Source organism: Streptomyces sp. NPDC024687 (assembly GCF_055559055.1).
The window spans coordinates 971,388-987,782 of the sequence record NZ_JBVHLJ010000003.1 but is presented as its reverse complement, the minus strand read 5'-3'; the positions used below and the strand labels follow the sequence as shown (position 1 = coordinate 987,782).

The window sequence follows — 16,395 nt, the reverse complement described above, 5'->3', positions numbered from 1 at the left end:
TGACCGATTCTCAGCTGATTTTGACCGGGTTAACTACATCCGCGACGAGCACCAGCAAGGTAAAGCAGATGAAGATTCCCGCCACCACATAAGCCACCGGCATCAGCTTCGCCACGTCGAACGGGCCCGGGTCCGGGCGCTTGAGGACCTTGGCGAGGTTGCGGCGCAGGGACTCCCACAGGGCGCCCGCGATGTGGCCGCCGTCCAGGGGCAGCAGCGGGAGCATGTTGAAGAGGAACAGGGAGAGGTTGAAACCCGCGACCAGCATCAGGGCCATGGCCAGTTGCTGGGTCGGAGGGATGTCGAGGGTGAAGATCTCGCCGCCGACGCGGGCCGCGCCGACCACGCCCATCGGGGAGTCCGGCTCGCGCGGGGCGTCGCCGAAGGCCGCGTTCCACAGGGCCGGGATCTTGCCGGGCAGGGCGGCCAGGGAGTCGACGGCCTCGCCGACGCGTTCGCCCATCCAGACCACGGAGTCGCCGAAGTCCTGCTTGACAATGCCGGTGGCCGCGCTGAAGCCGAGGAAGCCGGCGGTGACGTACTTGCCCTGGACGTACTGCCCGCTGGAGTCCTTCTTGGCGACCAGGTTGCTCGCGATCTTCGCGGTGAGGGTGACGTCCTTGCCGTCCCGCTCGACGACGATCGGGACCGTCTTGCCGGGGTTGGCGCGGATGAGGTCGGAGAGCTTGTTCCAGTCGTCCGTCCGAACCCCGTTGAACGAGAGGATCTTGTCGCCCGCCTTGAGGCCGGCCGCCGCGGCCGGGGAGGCGGGGTCGGAGGCCTTGCAGGTCTGGCGGTCCTGGCTCTGGGAGATCACGCACTTGGAGACGGAGCTGACCGTGTTGGTCTGCTGGGAGATCCCGAAGCCCATGAGGACCGTGAGGAACAGGGCGACCGCGAGGATCAGGTTCGCGAAGGGGCCCGCGAACATCACGATGACGCGTTTCCAGGGCTTACGGGTGTAGAAGAGGCGTTTCTCGTCGCCGGGCTGGAGCTCCTCGAAGGCGGCCGAGCGGGCGTCCTCGATCATGCCGCGCCAGGGGGACGTGGAGCGGGCGCTGATACGGCCGTCGTCGCCGGGCGGGAACATGCCGATCATGCGGATGTAGCCGCCGAAGGGGATGGCCTTGACGCCGTACTCCGTCTCGCCCTTCTTGCGTGAGAAGACGGTCGGGCCGAAGCCGACCATGTACTGCGGCACACGGATGCCGAAGAGCTTGGCGAAGGACAGGTGCCCCAGCTCGTGCCACGCGATCGACACCAGCAGGCCGAAGGCGAAGAGCCCTATGCCGAGGATGAACATCAGGGTCGTCATGCACGGGCCTCCGCCGTCTGTGCCGTCAGTTCCCGGGCCCGGGTCCGCGCCCAGGTCTCCGCTTCGAGGACGTCCGCGACGGTGAGCGAGGTTCCCCCGCGAGGGGTGCCGTGCTCGTCCACCACCCGGGTCACGGTCTCCATGATCCCGTTGAACGGCAGTGCGCCGGCCCGGAAGGCCTCGACGCACTCCTCGTTGGCGGCATTGAACACCGCCGGGGCCGTGCCCGCGAGCTGTCCCACGTGTCTCGCAAGGTTGACCGAAGGAAACGCGTCGTTGTCGAGCGGGAAGAACTCCCAGGTCGACGCCTTGCTCCAGTCGAAGGCGGGTGCCGCGTCGGGGACGCGCTCGGGCCAGCCGAGACCGATGGCGATCGGCCCCCGCATGTCGGGGGGCGTCGCCTGGGCGATCGTGGATCCATCCGTGAACTCAACCATCGAGTGGACATACGACTGGGGATGCACGACCACCTCAATGCGGTCGAAGGGAATGTCGTAGAGGAGGTGTGCCTCGATGACTTCGAGACCCTTGTTGACGAGGGTCGCGGAGTTGATCGTGATGACCGGGCCCATGGCCCAGGTGGGGTGGGCGAGGGCGTCCTCGACGGTCACCTGGGCGAGGTCGGATTTCGTACGGCCGCGGAAGGGGCCGCCGGACGCGGTGACGACGAGCTTGCGTACGTCGGCCCGGGTCCCGGAGGCCAGGGCCTGGAAGAGGGCCGCGTGCTCGGAGTCGACGGGGATGATCTGGCCGGGCTTGGCGAGGGCCTTGACCAGCGGGCCGCCCACGATGAGCGACTCCTTGTTGGCGAGCGCGAGGGTGCGGCCCGCCTCCAGGGCGGCGAGGGTGGGCGCGAGTCCGATGGAGCCGGTGATGCCGTTGAGGACGGTGTGCGCGTCGGAGGCGGCGAGCTGGGTGGCCGCGTCCGGGCCGGCGAGGATCTCGGGGAGCGGCTCGCCCGTGCCGTAGAGCCCGCTGAGCGCCTCACGCAGCTGCGGTACGACGTCCTCGCGGGCGACCGCGACGGTCCGCGCCTTCAGCCGGTGCGCCTGCTCGGCGAGGAGCGCGACCCGGCCGCCGTTGGCGGAGAGCCCGGTCACCCGGAACCGGTCGGGGTTGCGCAGCACGAGGTCGATGGCCTGGGTGCCGATCGAGCCGGTGGAACCGAGGATCGCCACGTCCTTGGGTCCGTCGCCCGCGACGGGGTCGTAGACCAGGTGGGGGTCGGCGAGGGGGGCTGGACTGTCGCTCATCCCTCCATTGTTGCCGTAAGGACGGTGTGTGGGGACAGCGCGTCCCCCTCTCGGGGGGCGCGCTGTCGTGAGGGGTCAGCGGACGGGCCGGTGGACGTTCTCCTTCTCGGAGGGGCCGGGGGTCGTGTCCGCGATCCAGACGCCCTCGCCGGAGGGGTCGACGATGCCGTCCTCCAGCCAGGCGTAGGTGCCGGACATGACTCCCTTGACGACCTTGCGGTCCTGGTCGTCGGTGTTGTTCCACAGGCGGCCGAAGAGTTCCTCGACGCGCAGGCGGGACTGGTGGCAGAAGGCGTCGGCGAGCTGGTAGGCCTCGCGGCCGTGGGACTCGGTGGTGTAGAGGAGTTCGGCGCGTACGCAGGCCGCGCTCATCGCGAAGAGTTCGGCGCCGATGTCGACGATCCGGCCGAGGAAGCCCTGCTTGGTCTCCATGCGGCCCTGCCAGCGGGACATGGCGTAGAAGGTGGAGCGGGCGAGTTTGCGGGACGTACGTTCGACGTAGCGCAGGTGCGGCGAGAGGTCTACCTCGCGTTTGAACTCGGCGTACGAGGTGGGGAGTTGTCCTGGTCCGGCGACCAGTTTCGGGAGCCACTTGGCGTAGAAGACGCCCGCGTTCGCGCCTGCCTTCGCCTTGTCGCCGAGGGACTTGTCGGGGTCGATGAGGTCTCCGGCGACGGAGAGGTGGGCGTCGACGGCCTCGCGGGCGATCAACAGGTGCATGATCTCGGTCGAGCCCTCGAAGATGCGGTTGATGCGCAGGTCGCGCAGGACCTGTTCGGCGGGGACCGCCTTCTCGCCGCGGGCCCTGAGGGAGTCGGCGGTCTCGAAGCCGCGGCCGCCGCGGATCTGGACCAGTTCGTCGGCGACGAGCCAGGCCATCTCGGAGGCGTAGAGCTTGGCGAGGGCGCCCTCGATGCGGATGTCGTTGCGGTTCTCGTCGGCCATCTGGGAGGACAGGTCCAGGACGGCCTCCAGGGCGAAGGTCGTCGCCGCGATGAAGGAGATCTTGGAGCCGACGGCCTCGTGGTGGGCGATCGGCTTGCCCCACTGTTCGCGGGCGGCGGACCATTCGCGGGCGATCTTCAGGCACCACTTGCCGGCGGCCACGCAGGAGGCGGGCAGGGAGAGGCGGCCGGTGTTGAGGGTGGTCAGGGCGATCTTCAGGCCCGCGCCCTCGGGGCCGATGCGGTTCGCCGCCGGGACCCGGACCTGGTGGAAGCGGGTGACGCCGTTCTCGATGCCGCGCAGGCCCATGAAGGCGTTGCGGTTCTCGACGGTGACGCCGGGCGAGTCGGCCTCCACGACGAAGGCGGTGATGCCGCCCTTGTGACCCTCGGACTTCGGCACGCGGGCCATGACGACGAGCAGGTCGGCGACCACGCCGTTGGTCGTCCACAGCTTCACTCCGTCGAGGACGTAGTCGTCGCCGTCGGGCACCGCGCTGGTCGCGAGGCGGGCCGGGTCGGAGCCGACGTCCGGTTCGGTGAGGAGGAAGGCGCTGATGTCGGTGCGGGCGCACCGGGGCAGGAACTTCTCCTTCTGTTCCTGGGTGCCGAACAGCTTCAGCGGCTGCGGTACGCCGATCGACTGGTGGGCCGAGAGCAGCACGCCGATCGCGGGGCTCGCGGAGCCCGCGAGGGCCAGTGCCTTGTTGTAGTACACCTGGGTGAGGCCGAGGCCGCCGTACTTGGTGTCGATCTTCATGCCGAGGGCGCCGAGCTCCTTGAGGCCGGCCACGACGTCGTCGGGGATCCGGGCCTCGCGTTCGATGAGGGCGCCGTCCACCTTGGTCTCGCAGAAGTCGCGGAGCTTGGCCAGGAAGTCCTCGCCGCGCTGGGCGTCCTCGTCGGGGGGCATCGGGTGGGGGTGGATGAGGTCGAGCCGGAAACGCCCGAGGAACAGTTCCTTGGCGAAGCTGGGCTTGCGCCAGTCCTGCTCCCGGGCGGCCTCCGCCACCTCGCGGGCCTCGCGCTCGGTGACGATCGGCTTGGTGGACGGTGCGGACATCAGGCTCACCTCGTCGTGAATCGGGATCATGGGGGCCGTATGGTTACCGACGGGTGCTACCCGATCGTATGTACCCGATCCCGGGCGAGGTCACCACCCCTCGCGCGGCCGTTCGGCCGATGTCGACGGAAGACGACCGGGTGTCCAGTGGGCCCCCGCCGCCCGTTCCCGCGGGCCGGCTGCTCGGCATGGACGCCCACGGCCGCGGCACGCTCACCGGCCTGGTCAGCTTCTTCTTCGGCGCCGACCTCACCGACGCCCTGCGCGGCCGCAAGATCATCGCGGCCGTACATCAACAACCCCGACGAGGGCCGGAGCGCCGGCGGCTTCACCCCCGAGCGTTGCGTCCGACCTGGTCCGGGCCGCCGTCGGCATTCCCGACCTGCGCCCCCGCCGGGCGTCCGTGCGGGTCGGTTCACCGGCCGGGCTCCGTGTGCCCGGTCCATGGCTCCTTGGCGTCCGGTCGTGGTAGGCAGGAGGCCCGCGGGCCGCGGAGGCCGGGAACGGCCGGGCCGGCGTGGGTCTGTTGCCTGTGGATCCTCCTGCGTGCGGTGCGGGCTCCGCAGTCTTTGTCGAAGCGCTTCGACAACCTATGGACACCCACTCCCGGGGGAGCTACTGTCGAACCACCCCCACCCGCACCTGTTCGCACTGCGCACTGTCGAAGCGCTTCACAAAGCTTGGAGAGCTGGATGGTCACCCTCGCCGAGGTCGCCCAGCACGCCGGAGTCTCGGCGAGCACGGTGAGCTATGTCCTCAGTGGCAAGCGGTCCATCTCGACGAGCACCCGGCAGCGGGTCGAGGAGAGCATCCGCGAGCTCGGCTACCACCCGAACGCCGGTGCCCGCGCGCTCGCCAGCAGCAGGTCGAACATCATCGCGCTGATGATCCCGCTCCGCACCGACATGTACGTGCCGGTGATGATGGAGATCGCCATCGCGGTGGCCACCACCGCGCGGACGCACGGCTACGACGTGCTGCTGCTGACCGGCGAGGAGGGCCCCGACGCGGTACGCCGCGTCACCGGCAGCGGGCTCGCCGACGCGATGATCCTGATGGACGTCGAACTCGACGACGAGCGGCTGCCGTTCCTGCGGGGCACCGACCAGCCCTCCGTGCTGATCGGTCTCCCCGCCGACACGTCCGGGCTCACTTGCGTCGACCTCGACTTCCGGGCCACCGGCGCCCTGTGCGTCGAGCATCTCGCGAAGCTCGGTCACCGCGACATCGCTGTCATCGGCGAGGCCCCCGCGGTCTACGAACGGCACACCGGTTTCGCCGAGCGCACTCTGGACGGACTCCGGTCGCGCGCCCAGGAGTTGGGCGTACGGCTGCTGCACCGGCCGTGCGAGGGCGGGTACGACGCGATGGCCGTGACCCTTGCCCGGATCCTCGACGAGCGGCCGTCCACCACGGGCTTCGTCGTGCAGAACGAGCAGGCCGTGGAGCCGCTGCTCGCGCTGCTGCGCCAGCAGGGCCGGGCCATCCCCGAGGACGTCTCGGTGGTCGCGATCTGCCCCGAGCAGGTCGCCGTGCAGGCCTCGGTGCGGCTGACGTCGGTCGCCATTCCCGCCCAGGAGATGGGCCGGCACGCCCTGGAGCGGCTGGTCGCCAAGCTGGAGGGGCGCGGTGAGGACGAAGTCGTCCTGATCGAGCCCGAGTTGACGGTCCGGGCGAGCACGGGCCCGGCACCTTCGGTGTCCTGACACCTCACCCACCGGACCTCACACACCACGCATCGCGTGCCTGTGCGGCACGCCCCTGTCTGCATTCCCTCAGGAGCACTCCTCGTGAATCAGCCTGCCGAAATCCAGCCCAAGGTCAGTCTCGCGCAGTCGTCCCCCACCGTCGGCACGTTCCGGGAGCGGGACGGCGCGCTGGAGTGGAGCGGGCGCCAGGAGACCGTGCGCATCGAGCCCTGGGGCCCGGACGCCGTGCGGGTGCGTGCCCGGCTCGGCGGGCCGATCCTGGAGGGACTGCCGGGCGCCCTGCTCGACGAGCCGCCGGCCACCGAGAGCACGGTCAAGACCGGTGACGGGGAAGCCTGGTTGACGGTGGGCGCGCTGACCGTCCACGTCGACGCCGAGGGACAGCTCCGCTTCCTGAGCACCGCGGACTCGGCCGAGCTCCTCGCGGAGGCCCGCGCGCACTTCTGGTGGCCCGGCTCGCGCCTGTACACCGCGGTCGGCAACGGCCACCACCGTCTGGAGCAGCGCTTCGCCGCCTACGACGACGAGAAGCTGTACGGCCTCGGCCAGCACCAGCACGGCAAGCTGGACCAGAAGGGCCTGGTCCTCGATCTGATCCAGCGCAACGCCGAGGTCGGCATCCCGGTCCTCGCCTCCAGCCGCGGCTACACCCTGCTGTGGAACAACCCGGCGATCGGCCGCGTGGAGCTGGCCCACAACGGCACGCGCTGGGTGGCCGACTCGGCCCGCCAGATCGACTACTGGATCACCGCGGGCGCCCCGGCCGACGGCCAGCGCCGCTACAGCGCGGTGACCGGCCGGACGCCGATGCTGCCGGATTGGGCGGCGGGTTTCTGGCAGTGCAAGCTGCGCTACCGCACCCAGGACGAACTCCTGTCGGTGGCGCGGGAGTACAAGCGGCGCGGACTGCCGCTCTCCGCGATCGTCTGCGACTTCTTCCACTGGACGCACCTCGGCGAGTGGAAGTTCGACCCGGTCGAGTGGCCCGACCCGGCGGCGATGGTCCGTGAACTGGAGGAGCTGGGCGTCAAGTTGGTGGTGAGCGTGTGGCCGTCGGTGTCGCCGCTCAGCGAGAACCACGCCCTGATGGAGCAGCGCGGCTACTTCATCGGCACCCAGTACGGCCCGATGGCGCACGCCGACTGGCCCGACAAGGGGGTCGCCTCCACCGTCCAGGTCGCCTTCTACGACGCCACGAACCCGGAGGCCCGGGAGTTCATGTGGTCGAAGATCCGTGACAACTACCTCGCCCCGTACGGCATCACGGCCTTCTGGCTGGACGCCTGCGAGCCGGAGCTCAAGCCCGGTTTCCAGGAGAACCTGCGCTACTGGGCGGGTCCCGGCCTTGAGGTCGGCAACATGTACCCGGCCGAGAACTCCCGCACCTTCCACGAGGGCCTGACGGCCGCCGGCGAGGAGGTCATCACCCTCAACCGCTCCGCCTGGGCGGGCAGTCAGCGCTACGGTGCCGCCCTGTGGTCCGGTGACATCGGCACCGACTTCCCGACCCTGCGCGAGCAGATCGCGGCCGGCCTGAACACCGCGATGTCCGGCATCCCCTGGTGGAACACCGATATCGGCGGCTTCCACGGCGGAGACCCGGACGACCCGGCGTACCGCGAGGTCATGGTCCGCTGGTTCCAGTTCGGCGCGCTGTCCCCGCTGATGCGGCTGCACGGCTTCCGCGACCCGGGCATGCCGCTGGGCCCGGACATGACCGGCGGCCCCAACGAGGTGTGGTCGTACGGCGGGGAGGCCGGCGCGATCCTGGAGAAGTACCTGCGACTGCGTGAGCGGCTCAAGCCGTACGTCCTGAAGGTCATGCGCGAGGCCCATGAGGAGGGCCTGACGCCGATGCGCCCGCTGTTCCTGGAGTTCCCGGACGACCAGGCGACGTGGACGGTCGACGACGCGTATCTCTTCGGCGCGGATCTCCTGGTCGCCCCGGTGCTCACGGCGGGCGCGACGGCCCGTACGACGTATCTTCCGGCGGGGGCGACCTGGACGGACGCGTGGACCGGGCAGACGTACGAGGGCGGCAGGACGGTGACCGTGGACGCCCCGCTGGACCGGATTCCGCTGTTCCTGCGGGACGGGGCGCAGCTTCCCGTGGCGGAGTAGCGACAACGACAGCGGCCGGTCCCACGGGGGTGGGCCGGCCGCTTCGTCGTGTGGGGGTGTGGGGGTGTGGGGGTCAGCTTCCGCAGAACGAGCGCAGGGCACGTACCAGGGCCCGGGTGTGCAGGGCGTCGAGGTGGTTCTCGTGGTGGACCTGGAGGGCGGCGAGGAGGAGTTCGGGGCGGCAGGTGACCGCGTCCCGGTCGTCGGCGGTGGTGGCGAGTGCCTCGACCAGGGCGCTGGTCACGCGGTTGATCTCCTGCCGTACGACGCTCAGGTCGGGCTTGGTCGTCGGCGCCTGGTCGGGGTGGTCGGTCCAGCGCTGGAACAGGCCGCGCTGGACGAGCTTGTTCGCCTCGATCTGGTCACGGAAGATCACGCGGATCTCGTCCGGGTCGGCGCCGAGCTGCTGGGCCTGGGCGGCGACGTTGTCGAGGACCTGCTGTTCGCGGGCGGGGTCGTCGATGGGGCTGTCGGTGCCCCACTTGGCGGCGGCGATCAGGTCGGCGGTGGCGAGGCGTTCGGCGGCGAGTTCGACGACGGGATGCAGGGCGGAGAGGGAGTGGGCGGCGGCGTGGGGTGCCGCGGCCGTCCCGGAGACGGGAACCGCGACCGCGGAACCCGTCGCGGTGAGAACGACGGCCGCGGTCGCGGTCACGGTGATCAGGGCACGTCGGAGGGGGGTGGTGGTACGCATGCCCCCATCAAACCCGACCCTGCCCCACGATCAGGTCAACTGCTGCTCACGGTCAGGTTGTTGGCGGTGAAGTTCAGGCCACCGGACGAGCTGGTGATCTCGAAGCCGAACTGCACGTCGCCGATGGTCTCGTTGCCGAACCAGCCCTTGGTGTCCTTGATCCACTTCAGGATCGGGAGGATGTTGACCGTGCCGGAGCTGGAGTTGGAGGTGCGGACGAAGGAGAAGACCTGGTTCGCGCCGTTGGTGCCCTTGTAGACGGTCCAGGTGTGGCCGCCGAGCGTCACATTGCCCTGCGAGGTGCCGAGCGGGCCGACGGCTCCGGTCTTGTTGACCCAGAGCATGATCTCGTAGTCGTAGTCGGTGTCCCAGATGTCGTACGACGTGTTGTACGCGCCGGACGAGGGGACCGAGACGTTGTAGCTGCTGGAGAGCGAACCGAGCGAGGTGATCGACTTGTTGATCACCTTCTTGGAGTTGGGGTAGGACTTGATGCCGCCGGTGTTGGGGTGGTTGGCGTTGACGCCCCAGTTGGTGCCGGAGTTGGCCCAGATGCACTGGCTGCCGGCGCCGGAGCCCCAGATGTTGTTGTAGAGGGTGTAGCCGTTCAGGCTCGTGTTGGCCCACTGGTCGCAGGAGCTCCAGACGGCGGCGGACGCGGGGGCGGAGGCGAGTCCGACGGTGGCGCCGATCGCCATCGCCGGGGCCAGTACGGCCATGGTGATCTTGCGCAGGGTGCTTGCCATGGTGTCCCTTTCCATGGGTGGGGGGAGATGCGGGGGGAGTTACCACGCCTCCAGACGGATGACGTGGTCTTCTCCGGCGACGAGGTCGAGCGGTTCGGCGCCGGAGGAAGTCCTCAGTTCGACGCGGTGGCTGCGGGTGGGGCGCAGCACCGCGGTCGCTTCGGTGGGGCTCCAGGTGAGGTCGAGTGCGGCCCCGAACCTGGTGCGGATGCCCCGGAGTTCACCTCGGGGGCAGCTGGTGGGGAGTGCCGGGAGCAGCACCAGCCGGTCCGGTGTCGACTGCACGAGCATCTCGACGAGAACGGCGGGCAGGGTGTGGGCGGCGTCCGCGTTGTAGACGTTCCGGTGCGGGTAGTGCGCGCTCATCAGCGAGGCGTGGAAGAAGTCGCCCTTGAGGACCTGGCCGAGGGCGTGTGCGACGCGTTCGCCGTCGCGCAGGCGGGCCGCGACGAGGGCGTGGTGGAGGTGGCCGTGGGCCGAGTCGTTCTCGGAGCCGCGCAGTTCGAGGGCGCGGTGGGCGGCCCGGGCGAGGTCGGGGGTGTCGTACGGGGTGATCTCGTCGAGCGGCCAGACGCCGTAGAGATGGCTGAGGTGGCGGTGGTCGTAGGTGTCGTCGAGGCCGGGCCAGGCCCATTCGGCGAGGGCTCCGTCGGCGTTGATCCGGTGCGGTGGGAGCCGGTCGGCGAGGGCCCGCCAGGCGTCCGCCTTCTCCGGGTGGTAGGCGGCGGCCGTGAGCAGGGCGTGCCGGGCGGCCGAGAGGTCCATGGCCGCGTTGATCGCACCCCAACTGGCGTTCGCCGGGCGGTTCTCCGGCGAGTAGGAGGGGACGACGACGAGATGGCCGTCGGCGTCCGTGCGGGTGAGGAAGTCCTCGTAGAACAGGGCGAGTTCGGCGAGGGCGCGGGCGGTGCGCGGGTCCTGTTCGCCGCGGCTCTCGTCGTGGTCGACGAGGGGCTTGAGCAACCAGTCGGCGCCCGCGGTCCACAGGTGCAGCGGGTACTCGCGGCTGAAGTGGTACGTCAGCCCGGACTCGCCGTCGGAGTGCGGCGGGGCGACGACACCCCGGGCGCCGAAGATCTCGCGGGCGTTGTCCTGCCAGTCCGGCAACTGACGGTGGATCAGACGGGCGAGAGCTTCCGTCACTTCGGGAAGGGCCGCAGACGCGGCCGACGCGGTCTGGAGGTTGACGTTGGCGTCGTTGGTGAAGGCTCCCGACCATGCCGTGTCCCAGTCGCCGGTCCACAGGCCGGTGAGGCGGGGCGGGAAGAGGCCGCTCGAAGAGAGCAGGTGGTAGCGGCCGGCGGCGAAGAGGCGTTCCAGGAGGGCGGGGCTGTCGGGCCTCGCCAGCAACTCCGAGCCGGGCAAAGCGCGTTCGTCGGGGTCGGCGGCCAGGTCGAGGGTGACGCGTTCGTAGGCGGTGCGGTGGAGGCCGGTGTGTCTGCCGAGGAGCCGGGCGTAGGTGACGGACCCCGGCTCGGACCCGGATTCGGGCTCGGGGGCCAGCTCGCGCAGGGCCTCGACGTGGGGTGCCGTGTCCAGTTCGCCGGTGTGGCGTACGACGCGGGTCAGCAGCAGGACGGACTCGGCGCCGGTGACGTGGGCGCCGGGCGGGATGAGCGCGGTGCGGCCGCCCGTGGGGACGACCAGAGTGATGCCGGTGTAGCGGCGGTCGCTGTCGGGGTAGCGGACCCTGAGGGTGAGGAGGGCCCCGTCGGCGGCGCGGACGATGCTCTGGCCGATCATCAGGGTGCTGGGCGAGCCGGGGAGCCGGTGGTCCAGTGAGACGACCAGGTCCGCGGCCTCGACGTGCTGGACGATGACGTCGTCCGCGCGGGAGACGAAGACCTGCCCGCGCCCCTGCTCGCACTCGGTGTGCAGGACGCCGGTGGTGAAGTCGACGGACCTGCGGTAGCCGGCGACGGCGGCGCGCGGACGGCGCAGCCTGATGTGGAAGGCGGGGTGGAAGGGCTGTACCCACTGCAGCGGGCGTCCGTCGGTGAAGCGCTCGGCGGCGTCGAGTTCGCCGGCGAGCAACCGGTCCTGGAGCGCGGGGAGTTCGGCGGCGAGGCGGGGCGGGCGGGCGTGTTCGGCGCCGTTGGGGCGGACCAGGGTGTGATGGGTGACGACGACCCGCTCGTCGTTCGGCTCGCCGAAGAGGAGGGCGCCGTGGTGGCCGTTGCCGCTGAGGAAGCCGTCCTCCCAGCGCGCGGCCGGTTCGGGTTCCCAGGTGCCGTGGACGGGTCCGTCGGTCATGGCCGCAGCACCGCCACGCCGTAGCGGCCCAGCGCGACCCGGTCCGTGACGGAGTGCCCCGTCAGCAGGTCCTGGTGGGTGCCGGTCACGTCGACCGTCACCGGCTCGCGGCCGTGGTTGAGCAGGAAGAGCAGGTCACCGCGGCGGACGGCCTCGACCTGGTCGGGCAGTCCGGCGAGGACCGGTCGTACGCCCGCACCCGTGGCGATCCGGGCGAGCAGCTCGCGCAGGGCGCCAGGCTCGGGAAGCGTCGAGAGGTACCAGGCGCGGCCCCTGCGCAGCACGGCGGGCAGCCCGTCGAGCTCACCGCCCTTGTACGAGGCCTCCGCGGTGGCGTCCTCGGTCTTGTCGATCTCCTCCGACCACAGGGTGCCCTGGAATCCGCCTGATGAGCCGTCGCATTCCGCGTGCTCCCCCGCGTCCAGCGGCCACCACTCGTGCAGGGTGCGGATGCCGAACAGCTCGCGCAGCCGGGCGTCCATGCCGCCGGGGCGTACCCGGTCGTCCTCGTCGGCGACACCGGTCAGGAAGCCGGAGACGAGGGTGCCGCCCTGGCGGACGTAGGCGAGGAGGTTGTCGATCGCCGCGTCGGTGAGGGCGTAGAGCTGGGGGACGACGACCACCTTGTAGGCGGTGAGGTCGTGTTCGGGGTGGGCGAAGTCGGTGGTGAGGTGGGCCTCCCACAGGGCGCGGTGCCAGGTCCGCAGCACGTCCGGGTAGTCGGCCTCGTGGGAGAGCCGGCCGTCCTGGGCGCCGGCCCACCAGGCGTGCCAGTCGTGCAGGACGGCGATGTCGTTGGCGGTATGGCTGTCCGTCACATGCCGCGATATGGCGGTCAGTTCGGCGCCGAGTTGCTTGACCTCCTGGTAGGTGCGCCCCTCCTCCCCCGCGTGGCTGACCATCCCGGAGTGGAACTTCTCCGCGCCCTGCCGGGACTGGCGCCACTGGAAGTAGCAGACGGCGTCGGCGCCGCGGGCGACGGCCTGCAGGGACCAGAGGCGGTTCAGGCCACGGGGCTTGGGGTGGTTCACGCCCCGCCAGTTGACCGGTCCGGCGGCCTGCTCCATCAGCATCCAGGGGCCGCGTGCCTGCGAGCGGGTCATGTCCTGGACGAGGGCGCCCTGTTGTGCGCCCAGGGGGTCACGCGGGTCGGGATAGATGTCGACGGAGACGACGTCCTCCTCCTCGGCCCAGCGCCAGGCGTCCTGGCCGACCCACAGGGGCATGAAGTTGGTGGTCACCGGGGTGTGCGGGGTGGCCCGGCGGACGATGTCCCGCTCGGCGAGGTAGCACTCCAGGAGCATGTCGGAGGTGAACCGTTTGAAGTCCAGCACCTGGGTGGGGTTCTTCATGTAGTGGGCCTGACGGGGTGTGTGGATCTCGGCCCAGTCGCCGTAGCCCTGGCTCCAGAAGGCGGTGCCCCAAGCGGAGTTGAGGGCGTCGAGGGAACCGTAGCGGTGCTGCAGCCAGGTGCGGAAGCGGGCGGCGGCCTGGTCGCTCCAGTCGTAGGTGCAGTACTCGTTGTTGATGTGCCACATGGTGAGGGCAGGGTGGCCGCCGTAGCGGGCGGCGAGGTCCTCGGTGATGGCGGCGGCGTAACGGCGGTAGGTGGCGCTGGAGTGCGAGAAGTGCTGGCGTCCGCCCCAGTACTCGGTGCGGCCGTCCTCGGTGACGGGCAGGGTGTCGGGGTGCAGGTGGCCCAGCCACGGCGGCGGCGAGGAGGTGGGGGTGGCGAGGACGACCCCGATGCCGTTGTCGTGCATGAGGTCCATCAGCCGGTCCAGCCAGCCGAAGACCCGCTCCCCCGGCCACGGTTCGAGCTTCGCCCAGGAGAAGACGCCGAGCGTGACGGAGTTGACGCCGGCGGCCTTCATCAGCCGGACGTCGTCCTGCCAGGTCTCCTCGGGCCACTGCTCGGGGTTGTAGTCGCCGCCGTAGAGGATGCGGCCGTTGGTCACCGCGCTCAGCCCGGCCATCAGACGGGCTCCCCGTACTGGATGCCCCGGCCGTTGGTGGCGATGTAGACGCGGCCGTGGATCCGCGGGTCGGCGGCGATGGTCGCGCCGATCCAGCCCCACTGGTGCCGGTCGTCGTTGACGCGCACCCAGCTCTTCGCGCCGTCGTCGGAGCGGTACACGCCGGTGATCGCCTCGGTGGAGCCGACCATGTAGATCGCGGGCTGATCGGCGCCCTTGGCCGCCTTGCCGAAAGCGAGGGTGTGCGAGGCCCAGCAGCTGGTGAGTTTGGTGAAGGTCGCTCCGCCGTCGGTGGACCGGTACAGGCCGTTGGTCTTGGTGCTCAGCCACAGGTCGCCGGAGCGCCCCGGGGCCGCGGTCAGCTGGAACTGGCTGTCGCCGGAGGGCAGTCCGCTCGCGCGCCCGGTGAAGGTGAGGCCGCCGTCCGTGCTGGCGAACAGGGTGCCGGTGTCGGTGTCGTACGCGTAGAAGCGTGTGGGGTCGGCCGGGTCGGCCAGCGGGGTGGCGCCCTTGGGGTAGCCGGCGACCTCGCTCCAGGTCGCTCCGTTGTCGGTCGAGCGCTGGGCGGGGTACTTGGTGCCGTCCCAGTGCACGAAGGTCCACAGCAGCACGCTGCCGTCGGGGTTGGTGGCGATCGGCCCCGGCGAGTCCTTGGCCTGAGCCGGCTGGGCCGCGAAGGGCGCCCAGGTCCTGCCGCCGTCGTTCGAGAAGGCGCCGTTGCCGTGGTCGCCGAAGCCCGTGCGCACGACGTACGAGGGCTTGGCCGCGGCCTGCGCGAGTCCCGTCGCCGACCCGAACACGGGGTTGCTCGCCATGCCCCGTGACGGTGAGGCCGTGAGCCGCTCGTGGTACATCACCCCGATGTCCCCGAGCCCGCTCAGCAGGTGTGCCTCACCGGTCGGGGGCGAGATCAGCTGCCGTACGGAGGTCTCCTCCAGGCCGCGGATCTGCGGGGCCCAGTGCTTGAGGTCCCGGGTGCCGTAGAGGGTGGCGCCGGTGCCGTAGACGATGTGCTTCGAGTCGTACGGGTCGACGGCGACGGCCTGGATCCACCAGCCGAACTTGGGCGCGTCGGCACCGAAGGTGAGGAACGGGGTCTCGGAGACGTCGAGGACCGCGGAGTCCTTCAGGGACGTCCAGGTTCGGCCGCCGTTCGTGGTCCGGTACAGGGTGTCGACGGCCGCCCAGCGGTTGTTGGTGGAGACGACCACCGTGCCGGGGCGGCGGGCGTCGACGGCGACTCCGCCGTAGGCGAAGGTGTCGGAGGAGCCGTCGCTCGTGGTCCCGCCGGGCTTCACCGGGGTGACGTCGGTCCACTTACCGCTCGCGGTGGCCAGCTTGTGCACGCTGCCGTCGGACTGCCCGTTGGGGCCGGGCGTGTTGGCGTAGGTGACGTACAGCTCGCGGGTGTGGCAGTCATAGGCGGCCCGGATCGGCACCTTGGCGGAGGTACCGGAGGGCTGCTCGGGGACGGCTTCCCAGGTGGTGCCGTCGGAGGTGCGGTACAGGTTGGCGGTGGTGCCGTCGGAATCGCCCCAGCCGGCGTAGACGCTGCGGCCCGCGGCGACGAGGAGGGTGATGCCCTGGCCGGTGGCGCTCGGGGTGGCCGGGAAGCTCGCGGCCTTCCAGGTCGCGCCCCGGTCCGTGGACTTGAGCAGCCCGTCGTGTCTGGTCCCCAGCCACAGCGTGTCACTGTCCCGCGGATCGACGAGCAGCCGCTCGCCCGCCCCCCGCCCGTCCTCGTTCCCACCGAGCTTCACGGTGAGGTCGGTACGGGCCCAGGTGGCACCACGGTCCTCGGACCGCAGGACTGCCCCGTTGCCGGCCCAGGACTGGGCGTAGGTGCCGAGCGCGAGGTAGACCCGGTTCGGGTGGGCGGGGTCGACGGCCATGGCCTCGACCCCGAGGAGGTTCCAGTCGTCCCAGCCGAGATCGTCGTTGAGCGGAATCCAGCGAGCGCTCCGCTCGTCCCAGCGATAGGCCCCGCCGATGTCGGTACGGGCGTAGGCGAGTCCGCGCACGGAGGGGTGGAAGAGAACACCGGTGACGAATCCGGTCCCGCCGATGGCTACTTGGCGCCAGCGGTAGGTGGGGGTGGCGGAGTCGGCGGCCGAGGCCACACCGGGGAAGGACGGAACGGCGGTGATCGCGGCAGCGGCCGCGGCCCCGGCGAGAACAGCACGACGGCTGGGCCCGGACGTAAGCATGACAAACCTCGCTCTGAACTAAGGGAAAGTGAACCCACTCAGGGGCGCGGGACTGTATCGATGTGCGGCTCCGCCGCGTGGGCGCGCCAAGCCACCACGAACCCGCAGCCGCCG

10 protein-coding genes are annotated in these 16,395 nt (G+C 70.6%); 2 read left to right on the top strand and 8 right to left on the bottom strand.

The features are described 5' to 3' along the window. Positions 1–10: 10 nt before the first annotated feature. The 3 genes from ACZ39I_RS16355 to ACZ39I_RS16345 form a co-directional block, all read right to left on the bottom strand. On the bottom strand, positions 11–1,303 hold the full coding sequence (locus ACZ39I_RS16355) for a M50 family metallopeptidase (RefSeq protein WP_467245125.1): 1,293 nt from the start codon (positions 1,301–1,303) through the stop codon (positions 11–13). A gap of 8 nt (positions 1,304–1,311) precedes the next feature. Further along, positions 1,312–2,568: a 1-deoxy-D-xylulose-5-phosphate reductoisomerase gene (gene dxr / locus ACZ39I_RS16350; protein WP_467245042.1), complete on the bottom strand. Its 1,257-nt coding sequence runs from the start codon at positions 2,566–2,568 to the stop codon at positions 1,312–1,314. 75 nt (positions 2,569–2,643) lie between these two features. Continuing rightward, complete coding sequence (locus ACZ39I_RS16345; RefSeq protein WP_467245041.1) at positions 2,644–4,575, bottom strand: acyl-CoA dehydrogenase family protein; 1,932 nt, start codon at positions 4,573–4,575, stop codon at positions 2,644–2,646. A gap of 692 nt (positions 4,576–5,267) precedes the next feature. On the opposite strand from ACZ39I_RS16345, the gene ACZ39I_RS16340 reads away from it, so the two are divergent. Beyond that, positions 5,268–6,281, top strand: coding sequence for a LacI family DNA-binding transcriptional regulator (locus ACZ39I_RS16340; protein WP_393604396.1), 1,014 nt, complete (start codon positions 5,268–5,270; stop codon positions 6,279–6,281). An 84-nt stretch (positions 6,282–6,365) separates the two neighbouring features. Beyond that, positions 6,366–8,405: a glycoside hydrolase family 31 protein gene (locus ACZ39I_RS16335; RefSeq protein WP_467245040.1), complete on the top strand. Its 2,040-nt coding sequence runs from the start codon at positions 6,366–6,368 to the stop codon at positions 8,403–8,405. Between the two features lie 73 nt (positions 8,406–8,478). On the opposite strand, the gene ACZ39I_RS16330 is transcribed toward ACZ39I_RS16335, so the two are convergent. Genes ACZ39I_RS16330 through ACZ39I_RS16310 form a run of 5 tightly spaced genes read right to left on the bottom strand, consistent with a single transcriptional unit; the run spans position 8,479 to position 16,281 of the window. Then, on the bottom strand, positions 8,479–9,099 hold the full coding sequence (locus ACZ39I_RS16330; protein WP_467245039.1) for a chorismate mutase: 621 nt from the start codon (positions 9,097–9,099) through the stop codon (positions 8,479–8,481). A 35-nt stretch (positions 9,100–9,134) separates the two neighbouring features. Next, positions 9,135–9,845, bottom strand: a complete 711-nt coding sequence (locus ACZ39I_RS16325) for a glycoside hydrolase family 12 protein (protein WP_403664245.1) — start codon at positions 9,843–9,845, stop codon at positions 9,135–9,137. 39 nt (positions 9,846–9,884) lie between these two features. Further along, positions 9,885–12,098: a glycosyl hydrolase family 95 catalytic domain-containing protein gene (locus ACZ39I_RS16320; RefSeq protein ID WP_467245038.1), complete on the bottom strand. Its 2,214-nt coding sequence runs from the start codon at positions 12,096–12,098 to the stop codon at positions 9,885–9,887. Further along, complete coding sequence (locus ACZ39I_RS16315; RefSeq protein ID WP_467245037.1) at positions 12,095–14,074, bottom strand: beta-galactosidase; 1,980 nt, start codon at positions 14,072–14,074, stop codon at positions 12,095–12,097. Before ACZ39I_RS16315 ends, ACZ39I_RS16320 begins: the two co-directional genes overlap by 4 nt. Next, the gene (locus ACZ39I_RS16310) at positions 14,074–16,281 is read right to left on the bottom strand and encodes a WD40/YVTN/BNR-like repeat-containing protein (RefSeq protein WP_467245036.1); all 2,208 of its coding nucleotides are present in this window, start codon (positions 16,279–16,281) and stop codon (positions 14,074–14,076) included. The genes ACZ39I_RS16315 and ACZ39I_RS16310 overlap by 1 nt, the downstream gene beginning before the upstream one ends. Between the last annotated feature and the right edge of the window lie 114 nt (positions 16,282–16,395).

Coding starts and splice junctions, on each gene's coding strand:
- ACZ39I_RS16355 (WP_467245125.1), bottom strand. CDS start 1,303: ATGTTCATCCTCGGCATAGGGCTCTTCGCCTTCGGCCTGCTGGTGTCG.
- dxr (WP_467245042.1), bottom strand. CDS start 2,568: ATGAGCGACAGTCCAGCCCCCCTCGCCGACCCCCACCTGGTCTACGAC.
- ACZ39I_RS16345 (WP_467245041.1), bottom strand. CDS start 4,575: ATGTCCGCACCGTCCACCAAGCCGATCGTCACCGAGCGCGAGGCCCGC.
- ACZ39I_RS16340 (WP_393604396.1), top strand. CDS start 5,268: ATGGTCACCCTCGCCGAGGTCGCCCAGCACGCCGGAGTCTCGGCGAGC.
- ACZ39I_RS16330 (WP_467245039.1), bottom strand. CDS start 9,099: ATGCGTACCACCACCCCCCTCCGACGTGCCCTGATCACCGTGACCGCG.
- ACZ39I_RS16325 (WP_403664245.1), bottom strand. CDS start 9,845: ATGGCAAGCACCCTGCGCAAGATCACCATGGCCGTACTGGCCCCGGCG.
- ACZ39I_RS16320 (WP_467245038.1), bottom strand. CDS start 12,098: ATGACCGACGGACCCGTCCACGGCACCTGGGAACCCGAACCGGCCGCG.
- ACZ39I_RS16315 (WP_467245037.1), bottom strand. CDS start 14,074: ATGGCCGGGCTGAGCGCGGTGACCAACGGCCGCATCCTCTACGGCGGC.
- ACZ39I_RS16310 (WP_467245036.1), bottom strand. CDS start 16,281: ATGCTTACGTCCGGGCCCAGCCGTCGTGCTGTTCTCGCCGGGGCCGCG.